General features: G+C 40.7%; 16 protein-coding genes. 8 read left to right on the plus strand and 8 right to left on the minus strand.

Features of this window, described 5'->3' with window-relative positions; all coding sequences use genetic code 11:
* Window positions 1-220: 220 nt before the first annotated feature.
* Window positions 221-2,386 (plus strand): malate synthase G, encoded by a 2,166-nt coding sequence (locus HADU_RS04730; RefSeq protein WP_004815622.1) that lies wholly within the window; start codon window positions 221-223, stop codon window positions 2,384-2,386.
* A 182-nt stretch (window positions 2,387-2,568) separates the two neighbouring features.
* Window positions 2,569-4,014: an aldehyde dehydrogenase family protein gene (locus HADU_RS04735; protein ID WP_004815625.1), complete on the plus strand. Its 1,446-nt coding sequence runs from the start codon at window positions 2,569-2,571 to the stop codon at window positions 4,012-4,014.
* Between the two features lie 87 nt (window positions 4,015-4,101).
* On the opposite strand, the gene HADU_RS04740 is transcribed toward HADU_RS04735, so the two are convergent.
* Window positions 4,102-4,755 (minus strand): IS1595 family transposase, encoded by a 654-nt coding sequence (locus HADU_RS04740; RefSeq protein WP_008304032.1) that lies wholly within the window; start codon window positions 4,753-4,755, stop codon window positions 4,102-4,104.
* Window positions 4,756-4,812: 57 nt separating this feature from the next.
* Between HADU_RS04740 and HADU_RS04745 the strand changes: the two genes are divergently transcribed.
* On the plus strand, window positions 4,813-5,472 hold the full coding sequence (locus HADU_RS04745; RefSeq protein WP_004815626.1) for an SOS response-associated peptidase: 660 nt from the start codon (window positions 4,813-4,815) through the stop codon (window positions 5,470-5,472).
* 93 nt (window positions 5,473-5,565) lie between these two features.
* Here the strand turns inward: HADU_RS04745 and HADU_RS04750 are convergent, their stop codons facing one another.
* Window positions 5,566-6,030, minus strand: a complete 465-nt coding sequence (locus HADU_RS04750) for a MarR family winged helix-turn-helix transcriptional regulator (protein WP_004815629.1) — start codon at window positions 6,028-6,030, stop codon at window positions 5,566-5,568.
* Window positions 6,031-6,859: 829 nt separating this feature from the next.
* Between HADU_RS04750 and HADU_RS04760 the strand changes: the two genes are divergently transcribed.
* Window positions 6,860-8,386: a TerC family protein gene (locus tag HADU_RS04760; protein WP_004815632.1), complete on the plus strand. Its 1,527-nt coding sequence runs from the start codon at window positions 6,860-6,862 to the stop codon at window positions 8,384-8,386.
* 426 nt (window positions 8,387-8,812) lie between these two features.
* Window positions 8,813-9,544 (plus strand): hypothetical protein, encoded by a 732-nt coding sequence (locus HADU_RS04765; protein WP_008304036.1) that lies wholly within the window; start codon window positions 8,813-8,815, stop codon window positions 9,542-9,544.
* Between the two features lie 26 nt (window positions 9,545-9,570).
* Here the strand turns inward: HADU_RS04765 and thiM are convergent, their stop codons facing one another.
* The 4 genes from thiM to HADU_RS04785 form a co-directional block, all read right to left on the minus strand.
* Window positions 9,571-10,398 (minus strand): hydroxyethylthiazole kinase, encoded by an 828-nt coding sequence (gene thiM, locus HADU_RS04770; protein WP_034592323.1) that lies wholly within the window; start codon window positions 10,396-10,398, stop codon window positions 9,571-9,573.
* A gap of 32 nt (window positions 10,399-10,430) precedes the next feature.
* Window positions 10,431-11,591 carry a hypothetical protein gene (locus HADU_RS04775; protein WP_008304040.1) on the minus strand — a complete coding sequence of 387 codons (1,161 nt, stop codon included), beginning with the start codon at window positions 11,589-11,591 and terminating at the stop codon, window positions 10,431-10,433.
* A 153-nt stretch (window positions 11,592-11,744) separates the two neighbouring features.
* Window positions 11,745-12,002 carry a hypothetical protein gene (locus tag HADU_RS04780; RefSeq protein ID WP_004815641.1) on the minus strand — a complete coding sequence of 86 codons (258 nt, stop codon included), beginning with the start codon at window positions 12,000-12,002 and terminating at the stop codon, window positions 11,745-11,747.
* A 254-nt stretch (window positions 12,003-12,256) separates the two neighbouring features.
* Window positions 12,257-12,703, minus strand: coding sequence for a hypothetical protein (locus HADU_RS04785; protein WP_034592308.1), 447 nt, complete (start codon window positions 12,701-12,703; stop codon window positions 12,257-12,259).
* A 223-nt stretch (window positions 12,704-12,926) separates the two neighbouring features.
* On the opposite strand from HADU_RS04785, the gene pepN reads away from it, so the two are divergent.
* Together pepN and HADU_RS04795 are read left to right on the plus strand one after the other, a co-directional pair.
* Window positions 12,927-15,533, plus strand: a complete 2,607-nt coding sequence (gene pepN, locus HADU_RS04790; protein ID WP_008304045.1) for an aminopeptidase N — start codon at window positions 12,927-12,929, stop codon at window positions 15,531-15,533.
* A 200-nt stretch (window positions 15,534-15,733) separates the two neighbouring features.
* Window positions 15,734-15,943 (plus strand): hypothetical protein, encoded by a 210-nt coding sequence (locus HADU_RS04795; RefSeq protein WP_034592324.1) that lies wholly within the window; start codon window positions 15,734-15,736, stop codon window positions 15,941-15,943.
* Window positions 15,944-16,004: 61 nt separating this feature from the next.
* Here HADU_RS04795 and HADU_RS04800 read toward each other — a convergent pair whose 3' ends face one another.
* Window positions 16,005-16,451, minus strand: a complete 447-nt coding sequence (locus HADU_RS04800) for a universal stress protein (protein ID WP_004815649.1) — start codon at window positions 16,449-16,451, stop codon at window positions 16,005-16,007.
* Window positions 16,452-16,574: 123 nt separating this feature from the next.
* Window positions 16,575-17,018, minus strand: a complete 444-nt coding sequence (locus tag HADU_RS04805) for a universal stress protein (protein ID WP_004892860.1) — start codon at window positions 17,016-17,018, stop codon at window positions 16,575-16,577.
* A 267-nt stretch (window positions 17,019-17,285) separates the two neighbouring features.
* Here HADU_RS04805 and HADU_RS04810 point away from each other — a divergent pair, with 267 nt between their 5' ends.
* A complete protein-coding gene (locus HADU_RS04810; protein ID WP_008304050.1) occupies window positions 17,286-18,311 on the plus strand; it encodes an alpha/beta hydrolase in 1,026 nt (341 codons plus the stop codon).
* The last annotated feature ends 10 nt before the right edge of the window (window positions 18,312-18,321 follow it).

Here is an 18,321-nt window from a genome sequence, read left to right on the forward strand (position 1 = left end):
ATCTGAACTTAAGTCTAATTTCTACATTTCGAAAACTTTATACACTGTCATTAGGGTATTTAGTGAATTGATAACGAAACATTCCGATCAATATTAGCGGACATGAGGGTGACGCTAAATAAAATGATCATTATTTAGGAATGTGATAGTACTATTCAGCTAAATTTTAATCGTTATACTAGAATCTCTTGTATAAAAAGTAGCAATATCAGGAAAGACAATGACTGCACGTATTCAAAAAGGCAAGTTAGCGATTGCTAAAGAACTTTACGATTTTATCGAAAATGAAGCACTACCAGGTTCTGGTTTGGACAGCGAAACATACTGGAAAAACTTTGAACAAGTCGTTGTTGATCTTAGCCCTAAAAACAAAGCACTTTTGGCTAAGCGTGATGACATTCAGGCGAAAATCGATGAATGGCACCGCAATAACACATTTGAATTACAAGCTTACAAAGCTTTCTTGACTGAAATTGGCTACTTGCTACCAGAAGTAGAAGATTTTCAAATTACGACTGAAAACGTAGATGAAGAAATTGCACTATTGGCAGGCCCACAGTTAGTGGTACCTGTACGTAATGCACGTTACTGCTTAAATGCGGCAAACGCACGTTGGGGTTCTTTATACGATGCACTTTACGGTTTTGACGTAATCTCTGAAGAAGATGGCGCAGAAAAGGGTAAAGGCTATAATCCAAAACGTGGCGAAAAAGTTATCGCATTTGCGAAAAACTTCTTAGACGAAACTTTCCCATTGGCAAATGGTTCACATGCTGATGCAACCAAATATGCGGTTGAAGGAAATGCGCTTGTTGTAACGCTAAAAGATGGCTCTACAACAACTGTTGCAGATGCATCTAAATTCGTCGGTTATAACGGCGAAGCTGCTGCACCAACAGAAGTTGTACTTAAAAACAATGGTCTACATGCAATCATCCAAATTGATGCAGCAAGCGCAATTGGTCAAACTGATGCAGCTGGCGTAAAAGACGTAGTTCTTGAAGCTGCTGTAACGACAATCCAAGACTTGGAAGACTCAGTTGCAGCCGTTGATGCAGAAGAAAAAGTAGAAGGCTACCGTAACTGGTTAGGCTTGATGCGCGGTACGCTTGAAGAGTCAATTGAAAAGAACGGTAAGACAGTTACCCGTAAACTGAATGCTGACCGTACCTTCAAAAATCTTGAAGGTGGTGAGACTAAAGTTCACGGCCGTTCATTGATGTTACTTCGTAACGTAGGTCACTTGATGACTAACCCGGCGATCTTGGTAGATGGCGAAGAAATCTATGAAGGCATCATGGATGCATTGGTTACTCCGCTTCTTACGATTGCTGACATTCGTGGTGAAAACACGATCAAGAACTCACGTAAAGGTTCGATGTACATCGTGAAGCCAAAAATGCATGGTCCAGAAGAAGTGGCATTTGCAGTAGAACTGTTCGAGCGTGCTGAACAAGCGCTTGGCTTACCTGCAAAAACCCTGAAAATCGGGATTATGGATGAAGAACGCCGCACTTCTGTTAACCTGAAAAACTGTATTGCTCAGGCCAAAGACCGCACGATCTTCATTAATACCGGTTTCATGGACCGTACTGGTGACGAAATCCATACCTTCATGGAAGCAGGTCCATTCGTTCGTAAGGGTGAAATCAAAGGTCAAAAATGGTTCCCGGCTTATGAAAACCGTAACGTAATGATCGGTTTGCAAACAGGTTTGCGTGGTAAAGCACAGATTGGTAAAGGTATGTGGCCGAAACCGGATATGCTATTAGACATGTACAAAACCAAAACTGAGCATCCAGAAGCAGGCGCAAGCTGTGCATGGGTACCGTCTCCAACAGGCGCAGTGATTCACGCGATTCACTACCATCAAATTAATGTGGCAAACCGTCAGCAAGAATTACTTGCAACTGAAGCATTGCCTCTTGATGACTTGTTAACACCACCATTGGCAGCTAACACCAACTGGACAGAAGAAGAGAAACTGAAAGAACTGGAAAATAACTGTCAGGGTATCCTGGGTTATGTGGTTCGTTGGGTTGATCTGGGTGTGGGTTGTTCAAAAGTGCCTGATATCAACGATGTAGGTTTGATGGAAGACCGTGCAACTTTACGTATCTCTTCTCAACACGTTGCAAACTGGTTGCGTCACGGTATCGTAACTCGTGAACAGGTTGAAGAAGTGATGCAGCGTATGGCAAAAATTGTGGATGAGCAAAATGCCAATGATCCATTCTACACGCCAATGGCGGCTGACTTTGATAACAATATTGCATTCCAGGCTGCTTCTGACCTGATTTTCAAGGGTGGTGAGCAACCTGCAGGTTATACAGAGCCTTTACTTCATGCAGCGCGTTTAAAATTGAAAGGTTATACAGGTGACTAATCCTGTCTGATCTAAAAAAGCCTCTTCGGAGGCTTTTTTGTTGGCTGTCTAAAATGAATCAGTTATTAAAAATAGAGAACATATAAATTTGTCGATAAAAGCGTAACAATTCGTCGCTCAGCTCTGATCTATAAAATTGTTCTGATAAAGTAGAGAAAAATTCACAAGTTGTAGGGATGGAAATGACAGCCTATCAAAATCTAGATCAACAATTTATTGGCGGGCAATGGCAGCAAGGCGGCTCGATCCACACGATTCAAAATTTTAATCCCTATACTCAACAGGAAATTTTTACCTTGCAGGCAGCAAGTACTGAAGATGTAGATAGTGCTTATCAGGCAGCGCTTGCAGCGTTTGAGCAAGGTGCCTTAACTTCGGTTCAGGTGCGTAAAGGGCTGATCCAAAACCTGGCCAATATCATTCAGCGACGCCGTGAAGAGATTGTAGACTGGTTGATCCAGGAATCTGGTAGTACGCGCTTTAAGGCAAATCTTGAAGTAGATGCATCGCTGGGAATCATTCAGGAAAGTGCTAAATTTCCGGATCTAATCCAGCCAGAAGAGCTGGAAAGTCGAGATCCTGCACGTAAAAGTATTGTGATACGTAAACCGCTTGGTGTGATTGCAGTAATTAGCCCTTGGAATTTCCCTTTTCATTTATCCATGCGTTCAGTCATTACCGCAATCGCTTGCGGAAATACGGTGGTACTCAAGCCGGCCAGCGATACGCCAGTCACGGGTGGAACACTGCTTGGAAAATTATTTGAAGAAGCGGGTACACCACATGGCGTCCTTAATGTGGTAGTCGGTGCTGGTAAAGAAATCGGTGATTATTTTGTCGAACATCCTATTCCAAAAATGATTTCATTTACCGGTTCAACTGAAGTTGGGCAGGGTGTGGGAAGTAAAGCACTGTCAAGTTCGCGTATGAAACGTCTTGCACTGGAATTGGGTGGTAATGCACCACTGGTAATTCTGGATGATGCGGATCTGGATCTGGCAGTAGAACTTACTGTTATGGGACGCTTTATGCATCAAGGACAGATCTGTATGAGCACCAATCGGGTCATTGTTGATCAGAGCCTGCATGATGCTTATGTAGATAAACTGATAGAGCGCGTGAAAACCATCCCTGTTGGTGATCCAAATTTGCCAGAAACCATCATTGGACCAATTATTAATCAGAGCCAAGTTGAAAAGCATTGTAAGATTATCGAACATGCTAAACAACTAGATGCACAGCTGGTCTATGAAGGCGGTATAGAAGGAAATGTAGTGGCACCGCATATCTTTACTCATGTCGATCCTTACTTTGAAATCGCTCAGGAAGAAAGTTTTGGTCCGATTCTACCGATCCTAAAAGCAGATGATGAAGAACATGCACTGAATTTGGCAAATAACTCTCGCTTTGGGCTTTCCAGCGCAATCTGTACCTCAAATATTGAACGTGGTGAACGTTTTGCTGCTCAAATAGATGCGGGTATGACGCACATTAATGGAATTACGGTTGCAGACCAACCGAATGCACCATTTGGTGGGGAGAAAAACTCAGGTCTGGGGCGTTTTAATGGACGTTGGATCTTTGAGGAATTTACCCGTACACATTGGATGACCTTGCCAAAACAATAGTCCTGTTAGCAAAAACACACAGGTCTGTGATCACCGAAGTATTATAATATTTCGGTGATTTTTTGTTTGGGGCTGTAGTAGATAAGATTAAATTCCAGTCCAATTTAACAGAGTTTTAAGCTGTTGTTTTGGGCTGCCATAGTTAAATCGAAATTCACATTCTTTAATAAACAATGGAAAGGCATTTCGGTCAATACCATTATATTTTCGAAGGATTCTTTTTGCTTGATTCCAAAAATTCTCGATACCATTGATATGATTTTGACCGTCAGCAAAATGGCTTGAATGATTGATTCTATAATGGCTAAAACCTGCAACATCGAGTGCATTGTAACTGTGCCAATGATCAGTATAAACAATACTATCAGGAGTAATTTTCTTTGTGATTACAGGCATTAGTGTTATTGATTTGGTATCAGGAACAATGATGGTATACACTTTCCCGTGTCGCTTTAGTAAGCCAAACACGATCACCTTACCTGCAGCTCCCCGACCACGTTTACCTTTACGAGAACCACCAAAATAGCTTTCATCAAGTTCGATAAGCCCTTCAAATCTTTCAATGGCATCTTGGTCAAGATGAAACATAATGACTTGACGAATTTTCTTATAGAACAATGCTGCAGAATTGGGTTGTATCCCAAGTAAATCAGCAGCAGTTCTAGCAGTTACTTCAGCAATAAAAAACTCCAATAGCTTTCTTTGAGTTTTTTTATTTAATTTACATCTAGTTATCTTCATAAAATTAGACTATCACAAAGCTAATCTACTACAGCCCCTTTTGTTTTTAAAGATTTTATGTGCGCTAACTTTAAACCGCTCACCTTACAGCAACTGCATGACCTTAATCTTCCTGAAATTCCGTTTGAATATCCGGAAGAAGTCTATCCCAATTATCAGCTGCCTTTGTTATTCAAGTCAGAATTTGGTTTGGAATGGCGCTCGGTGAATTTTGGTTTGATTCCAAAATGGGCTGAGGATAAAACCATCGGAACTCGCACCTATAATGCTCGTAACGAAACCTTGCTGCAGAAGCCTAGTTTTGCCGAGGCAACAGCGAAATGTAAATTTGGCGTAATCCCGGTAACAGAGTTTTATGAGTCTAAATATTTTGATAATAAGCCACAGCGCTGGGGTGTAAGACGTAAGGATGGGAAAGCATTTTATATTGCTGCCCTATATGAAATTGCACGTGTGCAGGATGAGATCGTACGTTCAAGCACTATGATTACCATGGACGCAATTGATCATCCTATGATGAAGGATTTCCATGAACCGGGAAATATCAAGCGTTCTGTTATTGTGATTCCACATCAGCGTATGGATGAATGGCTAAATCTGAAATCATCGAATATACAGTCTTTTGTTGAGGGATTTCCCGTAGAAGAGTTTGAGTGTTCACATGTACCCAAGGAGGTGATCAAAAAATTCAGTCCCCAAATGAATTTTTTTGAATGATTTCTGAAGAAGCAGAAAGATAAAGCTAGTCTATGAATTCATCTTTCTGCTTAAGTCACGCTAGTGCCTGATCAGTTTTTTATAGTTTTTAGATCAGCGCGCAAGGTTTTTGAAGATGTGACGTAAACTTTCCATGGTTTTTTCGATTTGAAGTGGTGTTAGGCCTTCAAATGACTGTTCCAGAACAATGTTAGTCAGGTCATTAATCTTATGGAACATCTCATGTCCTTTTTCTGTAAGAACCACACGCGTAATACGTGCATCGTCTTCACAAGAATAAGTATTAACCAGGCCTTCGTCTTTAAGACGATAGACGATTTTTGTGGTGGTCGACATTTTAGAAACCACCATCTCAGAAAGATCAGACACGCTCGCATGTGGTTTCGCTTTTAAGGCAAGCAGAATACGGCGACGTGAATTGTCAACGCCATATTTCTTGAGCGCGTGGTCAACATTTAAAACATATTGTGCGTGGACTTGAGTAACCCAATAGTAGGGAAAATTTTCTAAAGTAAATTCTTCTGTTGAAGGTAAAAACTTCGCATACTTTTTAGTCATGGTAGATTCCTTGTATTTATTTTTGTAAGGCAGTTACATTCTATGAAAATGTTTATATAAGTTTCAACCATTATTTTTAAAAAATGCGACAAAATGTGAATCAATGTTTTTAATAATGCTAATAATTGACACAAATTACCGGCTGGTCGAGAAAGACCTAAGTTTACCTATTTTTAACTCATCTGTTACCTATTCACTTCTGCCATACATCGGGAAATTTGTTATGAATTTTGATCCAATTATAAATAAAATTATAGGAAAGAAAGATTTAGTAGTAAGATTTAAACTTGAAGGTGTATTTAACCCGATGAATGTCACTTTAATTTTTAAAATAAAATAAGGAAAGCGTGGGAAAGATCAGTGATTGGAGGATAGTGGCGTCTTTATTAAGTCATTCTTCATTCCGATGATATGAAGAAATTCGTTACTAAAACTATTTATGAAAATATCTCTAAGCATTATCTCTATTTAGGGATATATCTGAGAAAAGCTGGTACTGATATTGATGATGATAGGGTGATTGTTTACGAAAACTGATGAGTGACTTGGAAAGCAACGCTTTTTTTCGCATATCAGCTAAACTAATACGACGACAGGGGTTAAGTGAAGCACTGAAGAACAATCTTGGCTATTAATCATTAACCAGTTTGTATAGACTTCTATATAAACAAGTATTTACGGAATTAATATAAAAAGACCATTACAAATTAAAAGCTTTGTGCATAATAAGAGAGTCTTAAGTCAAAAAGGTTACTTTTATGGATCCGTCGCCGTGCGCAGGTCTACTTTATATTTCGATTTCAGCTAACTATCTCGGAGATATGAACTAATGGAGTTTTTATTAGATCCGGGGATATGGGTTGGTTTGATTACGCTTATTATTCTAGAAATCGTATTAGGTATTGATAACCTAGTCTTTATTGCAATTCTTGCAGAAAAATTACCCCCAGAACAGCGTGATAAAGCCCGTGTTATTGGTTTATCTTTAGCGTTACTTATGCGTTTAGGATTGTTATTTGCAATCTCTTGGTTGGTTACTTTAACCGAACCGTTAATTACCATATTTGAAAAAACCTTCTCAGGACGTGACCTCATCCTTTTGGGAGGCGGTTTATTCCTTGTCTATAAGGCAGTAGGAGAACTACATGAGAAGATGGAAGGTAAACCCGAAGTCAAAGTCACGACAAATGTAGTTTATGCAAGCTTTACCGCAGTTGTAGTGCAAATTATTATTTTAGATGCAGTTTTTTCTTTAGACTCAGTCATTACCGCAATTGGTATGGTCGACAACATCTATGTGATGATGGTGGCAATGGTTGTCGCAATGTTGGTGATGTTACTTGCATCTAAGCCATTGACTGCTTTCGTAAACCGTCATCCAACAGTGGTAATTTTATGTTTAAGCTTCTTACTGTTAATTGGTATCAGCTTGATTGCAGAAGGTTTTGGCTTCCATATTCCAAAAGGCTATATCTATTCAGGTATTGGTGTTGCTATTGCTATTGAGGCGTTTAACCAGTTTGGTCAGCGCAATGTTGCAAAACATGAAGCAAAAATTCCATTACGTCATCGTACTGCCGACTCGATTTTAAAATTGATGGGCGGCCGAGTAGAAACCAGCAGTCCAGATATGAATGCTGAAGCACAAGAAACCTTTGCAGATGAAGAGCGCTATATGATTGGTGGCGTGCTCACTTTAGCGGAACGTTCTGTAGCATCTATTATGACACCGCGGGGCCATATTTCTTGGGTAAATCTTGATGATAGCCCAGAGCAGATTCGTGAAAAAATCTTGTCGGTACCACATAGTCTGTTTCCAGTCTGTCGTGGCAGTCTGGATAAGGTGATCAGCGTTGTTCGTGCCAAAGAATTGCTGGATGTATTGGAAGAACCAGAAGCGTTAAAAGCACTGATTAAGCGTCATCGTCCTATCTTTATCTTTGAAAATATGAAGGTTATTGATGCAATTAATACCTTGCGGACTTCTAAAGGTTCTTTGGTTCTGGTGAGTGATGAGTTTGGTCATGTACAGGGTCTGATTTCACCACTAGATGTATTTGAAGCGATTGCAGGGGAATTCCCGGATGCAGACGAACAGCTGGATTTAGTTCGTGTGGATGATACGCATTGGATTGCTTCAGGCATGCTGGATTTGTATCAGCTGGAACTAGAGCTAGGTATGCTGGATCTAATTGAAGAAGATGCTGGTTATATCAGTGTTGCAGGTCTGATTCTGGATAAAACCAATGGTCATGTAGAAGTTGGTACAACACTGGAGCATCAACAGGTTACTTTCCAAGTGACTGAAATGGAAAACAATCGTATTAAGTCGGTGAATATCCATTACCAAGGTTAAGTTTGATGTTCTGACTTAAACTGGTTTATCTAGGAAAAGCCAGCAAGTAGTTACTTGCTGGCTTTTTTATGCCTAAATACTGTGATACAGACAGTAGAATAATTTTAAGCTTGGAAATTAGTCAGTCAGCTAAAAACTATAAAAATTGCTTATTTTCTTCAAAAAAATCGAGGTTAAAAATACATAATTAAATAAAAGCTTGATACATGTCTCATAATTTATATATAATAACTATTAAATTCAATAACTTAAATTTATAGTGAACTATTTGGTAAATGATAAGTCTGATATTGTGTATAAGAACTTAAAAATCCTATGCTAATCTGCCAAATCAGAAGATTTACTAATCACACGCTTTTAGCTCGGAATCAGTAGAAAAGTATCATGAATTAACTGATCTGCCTGCCGCTTCAATGGATGACATACATGAAAATCAGAGAAACCATCATTGATTTTGCAACTTTGCCAGCCCAGCAGAAACATGATTTTTTTCAGCAGATGCTGGAATTTGATCAACTCATTTTTCCCTTTGCGTCTGTTGAACAGCTATATCAATATGTACATGATCCAGAAGCAGTCTCTGTACCAGTCATACAGTATTTCGTCGGAGAGCAGCTGATTGGCCAGAATATTATGCCAATTCTCAAATTGCAGCTGCAGGACAAACCTATTTTTGTGGTGACTTCACGTGCCGGAGTACTGGAACAGTATCGTCGTAGTAATCTGACTTTAAAGACTGCCATTCGTGTGGCTTTGCGCTATCGTTTACGTTATCCGGCCATTCCACTTTGGTTTGTCACCACCTTGATGCAACCGAAGGTCTATACCTTGTTTGCCTCACGTAGTCGTTATTTCTATCCAAGAAAAGGTTACACCATGCCGACTGCTCATCAATCCGTACTTGAGCTGATGCACAGATACAAGTCTCAGGTAGATAAACGTGGGCAGGGTATTTATGTTGCACCGGCACTGATGCCTAAAGTCACGCCAGATCAGTTGATTCGACTGCGCAAACGCAGTGATGTTCATTACCAGTTCTTTATGCAGCACGTGCCAGACTATTTTGATGGGAAAGGATTGATGTGTGTTTGCCGCTTAGATTTCAAAACAATTTCTGAAACAATTATGAATCTGGCTTTCGGGAAATCTGTGCACTAGACACAGCTTTCCTTAATGATAATAAATCAAAGCAGCTCAAAATCAGCATATTGTTGAATAATTTCAGGATTCAACAGATGAATCTGATCGATAAAGACAACATTAAAGCTGCCCAGTGTAGAGGTAATTTCAGCAGCCCTTTTACCGGCAATCGCGAAATGCAGATGTGCAGCAGTTGCCGCAATTACTGGGTTAGCCACAGCACTATAAGCTGCAATCAATGCACCCAAGGCACAACCTGTTGCAGTCACACGTGGCTGTAATTCTGAGCCGCCCATCACCTTAATCACAGGATAATCCTGGGAGATGATGTAATCTGATTCTCCGGAAATGGCGATGCACTGGCATTGTGCCAGCAATGATTTAGCTTGTTGATAGACTTCTGAGCTGTCTAATGTCGTACCTACACCTTTGCCTGTAACCTGTTTGCCTGCCAGAGTACCGATCTCGGAGGCATTGCCACGTACAATAGTTGGCTGAAATGCCATTAATTGGTCAGTCACTTCTGAGCGCCAGTGCAGAATTGAACCATAACCAACGGGATCCAGCACCCAGGGTTTTTTAATCGCATTCGCAGTCTGTGCAGCAATCAGCATGGCCTGAACTTGTTCAGATGTTGGTGTTCCTAGATTCAAACTGACGGCTGCTGCAATTCGGGCAAAATTTTCAGCTTCAAAAGGATTGTCAATCATGGCAGGTGCAGCATTCGCAGCCAGTAGAACATTCGCTACATAATTACTGGCAACAGCATTGGTCATGATATGCACTAAGGGTTGCTGTTGTTGTAATGCTGTCCAGGCATCACAAACACCTTCTAGAATGTCATGGTGCAGTTGAGAAAGATTGGTATTCATATTGATATTCACAGTGCGTCTGGCTGAATCCATCAGCGGGTAAAATAATGGTCTTGATGTTTGCAGTTGCGGCAGCAGAGACTGACATAGTCCGTGGCATCATAATCCACGGTCAGTTCCTCGGACCCACAATGCATACAGCGTTTATTGGAATAGAATTTTAAACGAGGCTCAATCTGCTGCCATGAACGCCAGATTGGCTGGAAGAAAATATTTTCATTATAGCCAAGAAAATGAAAGAACAGAATTGCACTCATTTTGCTTAAAGGCAATTGTGGTGGACGCGGCAGGGTAGAGGTTTCCCATTTTTCGTTGATGGCACGTTCACGGTACTGCTGCAGGGTTTTTTTCAGCAAATTAGTATTGATGAAATTTTCATTGCGGGCTTGCAAGGCTTTTTGTTTGTATAAGTATTCCAGCGCCGTTTGTACTAGATAATAAATCTGGCCGACTGCCAATACATCCAGCATGCGGTAGCAGAAAGTCTGAAAACTTTTATTACCCGCAATCTGAATGCCCCAGCTACGACAATAAAACTGGGCAAATTGAATCACTTCCTGATACAGCAGAAAATATAGGGTTTCTTTAACTTCATCTGCACTTTTAAAAGGCACGCCTTTGCTTAAGTTCTCAAAGAACCAATGGCGTAATTGCTGGGTAATGCTGAACAGGCTCGGCTCTGAATAACCATCCAGACGCACATTAATATAATAGTGCTGCTGATCGGCATTAAAGTCTTTCAGACTCAGAATATTTTCCTTGCTGAGGCGTTTAACCAAAGCATTTTGCATCAGATAATTTGGACTGATGTTGTGATATTTGATCTGATCCCAGTCTATATATTCAGCGTGCTGGCTGTGCTCATGTACATGATCATCCAGAATTGCCAGCAGAAATAACTTGTTTAAAAAGCTGAGCTGGCCTAATTCATATTGATGTACATCTTTTTTACTTTGATGCTGGCGATTTTCCTGCAGACGTGTTTCCTTCATTTGACGTCTACGATTGGCCAGACATTTTTCACAGAAGCAATTATGTTTTTGGTCAGGATAAAGCTGATGATGACAGTGACTGCATTCGTGATAATTCAGTTCCTGATCAAATTGTTCTGCTTCGACCCAGTACATTGCTGCCTGACACAAGGGACATGCGGTACTTTCATCAAGCTGTTTCTGCAAAACATTAAGCGTCATATCAACTAGCAATCGTAAAATGAAGAAGGAAAATCATTATACACAGTGCAGCTTGGGCAAGTGTGGTTCAGGCTAAAGTTTTCATCATGAGCTGATAATCAGGAATGCAAGAAGACTACTTAAGTGGCCTTCTTGCATTGTTGAAAATGGTCTTTAGACTGGGCAAGGCAGGGTTTCGTCCTCTTCACCCAGATGTTTGGCATTAATTAAAGCTTGGACTTTTTTAGGCTGAACCTTTTTGGAACCAAGTGCATTATAGCTGTTCAGAATAGCACCCACTTCATAGGCTTGCATCTTGATGCCCTCACAGCTCATAAACAGTGCAATTACTTTATGGTCAATATTGGCTTGATCGAGTGCTTGCAGGGTCTTGATGTTTTCAACACGTACGATATGTTCTTTAAGATACATAGTTCACCTCATTTTTTATTGTAGATATAGTTGTGTAATCTGCACGTTTAAATAAAAGCAAGAAGTATGCACAAAACTGTTTTTATGTATTGAACTTTTGAAATACAGAATAAATTGAATGTAGGATATTGATTTATTTAATATTAAAAATATTTAAAATCATTATTGAAATGAATGGTTCCTGGCTTGGAGATACTTAATTCCATATTAATGTGCTTTTCAATGCAGCCTTGTGCATGAAAATGTACATAGGCTTAAATACATGCACGCAACTGATTGGCTAGCTTGCGATTCAGTGCTTCCTTTCTTGCCAGATTTAGCTGTATTCCAAACGAGATTGGCATATTCAGTTGTGGGCTGGTATACACGGCAAAAAGAATTTTATTGTCTTTATTTACAGCAAACGTATATTCACCTGTTTGTTTTTCTCTGAGCATTTCAAAGTAATTATAATGTATGAGAGAGGGTGGGTTCCCCACACCCATAGCAGAATCGTACGATAAATCAATCTGCTTTAAATGTGGAAAATACATCACATCCTGAATCTGGTCAGGTTCAGAATTGGCGACACTGATCATTAGAATTGTATTGGTTTGTGTGGAAGCCAGACATTGATAGGGCATTTTCCCTGAATAGTTTGCAGCCTGAACAGAAGCGATATGGAAAACAGAAAAGCCGGCAAGCATTAGAATTTTTTTCATATTTATTTTAGTAATATCTTAAGACGGCATATTTTTGTTTATTGTTTAAATATAAGTCAATTACTTTCAGTAATTTAAATACCTGAATTGAAATAACTCCAGTTTAGTCCCATATATAAAAACACAATGAAATGCACAGACAGGCAGAATAAGTTGTCGTATGATCAATATGATTAACATTTTTTGCTTTACATAAGCGGTGTAAAAAGATCAGGACATTAATATGAATATTGCGGCTAATCCAGCGATTGAAGCAGATCAAACCATTTATTTAAAAGACTATCAAAAACCTTCTTATATCGTTGACTCGGTTGAGCTCAATATTCAGGTTTATGCAGATCATACGCTGGTCAGCGCTACACTGGTAATGCAGCGTCAGACTGAAGGTGAGCTGGTTTTACTCGGTCGTGATCTGGAATTACAATCAATTCATGTTAATGGTAAGCCACTTTCTGAAAGTGAGTACAAGCTTGATACTGAACAGTTAGTGATTGGCAATGCACCGGATCAGGCTACGATTGAAACTGTTGTTCGTATTCATCCTGAATCCAATACCCAATTAGAAGGCCTGTATCAAGCCAGTTCGGATCTGTTTGTGACTCAGAATGAACCAGAAGGCTTCCGTAAAATTACCTTCTATCCGGACCGTCCGGATGTCCTGTCTGTTTTTACTACACGTGTTGAAGCAGACAAGAAATTCCCGGTACTTCTTGCCAATGGTAACCTGATTGAAACGGGTGAAGCGGGGGAAGGCCGTCACTATGCAATCTGGCAAGATCCAACCAAAAAACCAAGTTACCTGTTTGCCTGCGTGATCGGTGATCTGGCGGTGATGAAAGATCGCTATACCACTTCTGAAGGCCGTGATGTAGCACTTGAAATTTATGCTGAAGAGAAAGACATTCCAAAGTGTAAAATTGCCATGGAAGCCTTAAAGCACTCTATGCGTTGGGATGAAGAACACTATGGCCGTCCTTATGATCTTGATAATTACATGATTGTTGCCACCAGCGCGTTTAATATGGGCGCAATGGAAAACAAAGGTCTGAATATCTTTAATACTTCATGTGTACTGGCAGATGAAGAATTTACCACTGATGCTGCAATCATGCGGGTACAGTCAGTGATCGCACATGAATATTTCCATAACTGGACCGGTAACCGTATTACCTGCCGTGACTGGTTCCAGTTATGTTTAAAAGAAGGTTTGACTGTCTTCCGTGACCAGTCTTTCTCTGAAGATCTGCAGTCTGCAGCAGTGCAGCGTATTGATGATGTTGCAGTGCTTAAGGCGCATCAGTTCCCTGAAGATTCAGGTCCATTGTCGCATCCACCACGTCCAGACCATTTTGTCGAAATTAATAACTTCTATACTGCGACGGTGTATGAAAAAGGTGCGGAAATTAACCGCATGATGGCGACCTTGCTGGGCAAAGCCAAATTCCGTATGGGTACAGATGAATATTTCCGCCGACATGATGGTGAGGCAGTGACGGTGGAAGACTGGGTTGCAGCATTGAGCGCAGGTTCTGGTGTCGATCTGTCCAGCTTCCTGATCTGGTATAACCAGCCAGGTACCCCAAAGCTGGAAGTGCATGGTGAATATGATGCAGAAGCACAGACCTATTGCCTGAACTTTAAACAAAGCCTGAAAGCACACCCGAAATATCCAGATCTGCAAGCAGTCCCGATTCCTGTGGCATTGGCCCTGTTTGATGCAGAGAGTGGTGAACAGCTGACCTTGAATTCAACAGCGCTGTTTGAAAATGGTGTCAAAGATGGGGTGTACCTGTTTGATCAGGAGCAGGCACGTATCGAATTTACTGGGGTAAAAGCAAAACCAGTGGTGTCATTACTGCGTAACTTCTCGGCACCAGTCAATCTGGAATTTAACTATTCGGATAAAGAGCTGGCCTTCTTGCTACAGTATGAAACCAATGGTTTTAATCGCTGGCAGGCGACCCAGACTTTACTTGAGCGTATTCTCCTGAATGATCAGCCTGCGGACATTTATGTGCAGGCGATGTTGAATACCTTGCCGGGGGTGATTGAACAGGATCCGTTATTGGCATCTCGTCTGTTTGATGTGCCAACTGAGGGGTATCTTGGCAGCCGTATTGATGTGGACTATCGTCCAAGCAAAATTCAGGAAAAACGTAACGCCTTACTGAATAAATTGGCACGTGCTTTTGCTGACACTGCCAAAGAAATTTACCTGTCACTTGATCCAGATCTGCAATCTGATTTCTCTCAGGCAATGGGTACCCGTGCATTAAGAAATATCATGCTTACCATGATCGCACGCCAAGGGGATGACTCTGCTTTTGATTTGGCTTATGAGCAGTATCATACCGGGAACATGTCTGAACGTCTGGGAGCGCTTAAAGTCCTGGTCTGGAATGATGCACCACAAGCCCAAGAAGTTCTAGCAGACTTCTATAGCCGTTTTGAAGATGAAGCTTTATCTTTAGATCAATGGTTTATGGTTCAGGCGGCGCATCCTCAAGCAACTGCTGAAACGATTGCTTATCTGACACAGCATCCTGATTATGATCTGGCTGTGCCGAACCGTATTCGTGCTGTAAGTGGGGGTTTGAATGCAAATCCGGTCAATACCTGGGGTTTTGGTGTACAGCACTATATTACTTTGGCGAAATATCTGGATGAGAAAAATCCGATTGTCGGTTCACGTCTGCTTCAAGTTCTCTCTCGTTGGTATACTCTGGCTGAACCGCAACGTAGTGAAGTGAAAGCTCAGCTTGAAGCTCTGAAACCCCTGGTAAAATCTAAAAATGTTTGTGAAACCTTGAACAGTATGCTCAGTGTTTAATTAACCCATGTTGAAAAAGCCGGGTTTAATATCCGGCTTTTTTATTTAGAACATCAGTAATATTTATTCAATATGTTGTTAAAGAAAGTATGTATTAAATTTTGCTTTACTATAGCAACACATATCGAAGTATGTGTGACGCCAATTTCAGGCGCTCACAATGTAAAGATCAAGATGATCTGATAATTGGGCAAATTGAAATGTTATTTAAAATTGAGGATGGATTTTATTTAAATACTCAACACATTATTGCTGTGCGAGTCATCAAGGACAGTACGCGTGGAGTATTCGAACTTCATCTGGAATACACGCCAAATTCGGTACGGAAATCTGGTGAATATATCAAAGTGTTCAGCTCCCAGTTGGAAGCGGAAATGTTCCTCAACCAATTGAACCAGAAAATTCGCTAGTTTCTAGAAAATCAAAAAGCCTGTCATTAAGACAGGCTTTTTGATGAGCAAGGAAGGGCATTTATTCTTTAACGATGAGTATTGGCGTTTCAGCCAAGCCGAGTACATTTTGTGCCACGCTGCCTAAAATCAGTTTTTGTAATCCTTTACGCCCATGTGAACCCATCACAATCAAATCTACAGGTAATTCATGGCTGGTTTGCAGAATGCCTTCCGAGGGTGACATGCCGTGTAGAATCCGAATATCCAGATCTATACCTTCACGCGTAAAGGTATGTTTTAGATCATTAAGCCTATCCAGTGCATTTTGCTCGGCCTGCATAAAATAATCGGTAACAGCTGGGGCAACCTTGTAAAAATCTACTCCAGAAAAAGGATCAACTGCAATGACGCTGATTAAGGTCACTTTGCTGCCAAAAACTTTTGCAATATCGAGCGCATGTTCTGCAGCCGCATAAGAGATAGGCGATTCATCAATTGCGACCAGGATATGTTGATAATGCTTCATAAAAATTCCTGATAATGATGCACGCTTGGAAACAGAATACAGCTGTAGCTGGCGTGATGAATAATAGCAGTGCTTTAAAGCATGATTTATTGTCATGCGCATCAAGGGATGCGCAGAACCAGATTATTTTTTAATGATCAGCACTGGAGTTTCCGACACACCAAGAACATCTTGTGCAAAGCTGCCCAGAATGATCTTCTGGAAGCCTTTACGACCATGTGAACCCATCACAATCAAATCTGCACCAGTTTCTTCTGCAGTATTTGCGACATGCTCGGCATTGACCAAACCAGTCACAATATGTGTTTCGGCTTCCACACCTTCCTCTTGGGCAATGATGCTTGCTTGTTTCAATGCTTTTTTGGCATTGGCATGTGCTTCAACAAAATATTCTTTCATAATGGCAGAGCTATAGTAGAAATCTGCCTCAGTAAAAGGATTTTCTGCAATCAGACTGACGAGTGTCAGTCTGCTACCAAAAGCTTTCGCAATTTTTGCAGCATGACGTACTGCTGAAAAGGAAATTTCTGAACCGTCCACAGGGACTAAAATATGTTGATAGGCCATCTTATTTATACTCCGGTTTCGTTTTTGTCTTGCTTTAAACTATTGATAGCACAGTGATGGAGGGGGTTCAATTGCAAAATATAAAAAAATCTGAAAATTCATTAAATTACAGTGATATATTTACAAAAAACTGTAGACTGATTGGCAGATAAAACAGACTGGAATACCCGGATTTTAAGCAGGTTTGCTCAATCTCTATTAAGTTGGTTGGGTTAAAATATATAGAGCGTTGAAACTTGGAAAATAATTAGTGGAAATATTCAAGATATGGTGAATACACATATAGTCAAAGCTGGAAAAGGGTTATTAGGATTAATCTTTTTATGTGGGTTATATGGCTGTCAGAGTACGGCACAGAACAGTAAAATTATTGCCACTGCTTTTAATATGACGACAGCTGTACAGCAGAAAATCATGGATCGTTATGCACCGGATGATGTCATTGTGCAGCAAAATATTCTCTATGATTCTGATCGGCGGCTGGGTTTGGACTTATACCAGCCACAAAATATGACTCAACTGGAACAAAGCCCAACAGTAATCTGGATTCATGGCGGTGGCTGGATTTCCGGATCTCGCGAACATGCACGGGGTTATTTTAAACTGCTGGCATCAAAAGGTTATAACGTGGTGTCTGTGCAATATCAGCTTGCTCCTCAGTCAACTTATCCAAGCCAGCTACGGCAAATTAATATGGCATTGGCTTATCTCCAGACGCATGCTTCCCAATACAAGATTGATCCAGATCAGCTTTATCTGGCTGGAGATTCTGCCGGTGCCAATCTCGCCAGTCATTATGCGGCCTTGTTAACCAATCCGGTTTTTGCCCGTAACTCTGACTTTGTGTCATCAATCCAGCCTGCACAGCTTAAAGGGCTGATTCTACACTGTGGCATTTATGACCTGAACGCGTTTGTGGATACGGCACCAGAAAAAATCAAACTGATTGAATGGGGAGTTCATAATATGGTGCAGGCCTATACAGGCGATCGCCGGCATGATGCGGAGTTCCTGAAAAAGATCTCACCTATTCAGCACATCACTCCAAATTATCCCCCTGTGCTGATCAGTGGCGGAAACAAGGATTTTCTCACAGAAACGCAGTCCTATCCATTTGTGCAGGTTTTGAAAGCGAATCAGGTGCCGGTAAAGGAGATCTTTTATCCAGAATCAAAAACATGGCTGATCCATGAATATCAGTTTTATATGGGTAAAAAAGAAAGCCAGCAAACCTTTGAACAGACACTTCAATTTCTGCAATCACCTACTGGTGTGTTATCCAACCTTAATTAAAATAAGACTC

Source organism: Acinetobacter sp. HA, from assembly GCF_000264725.1.
GTDB lineage: Bacteria > Pseudomonadota > Gammaproteobacteria > Pseudomonadales > Moraxellaceae > Acinetobacter > Acinetobacter schindleri.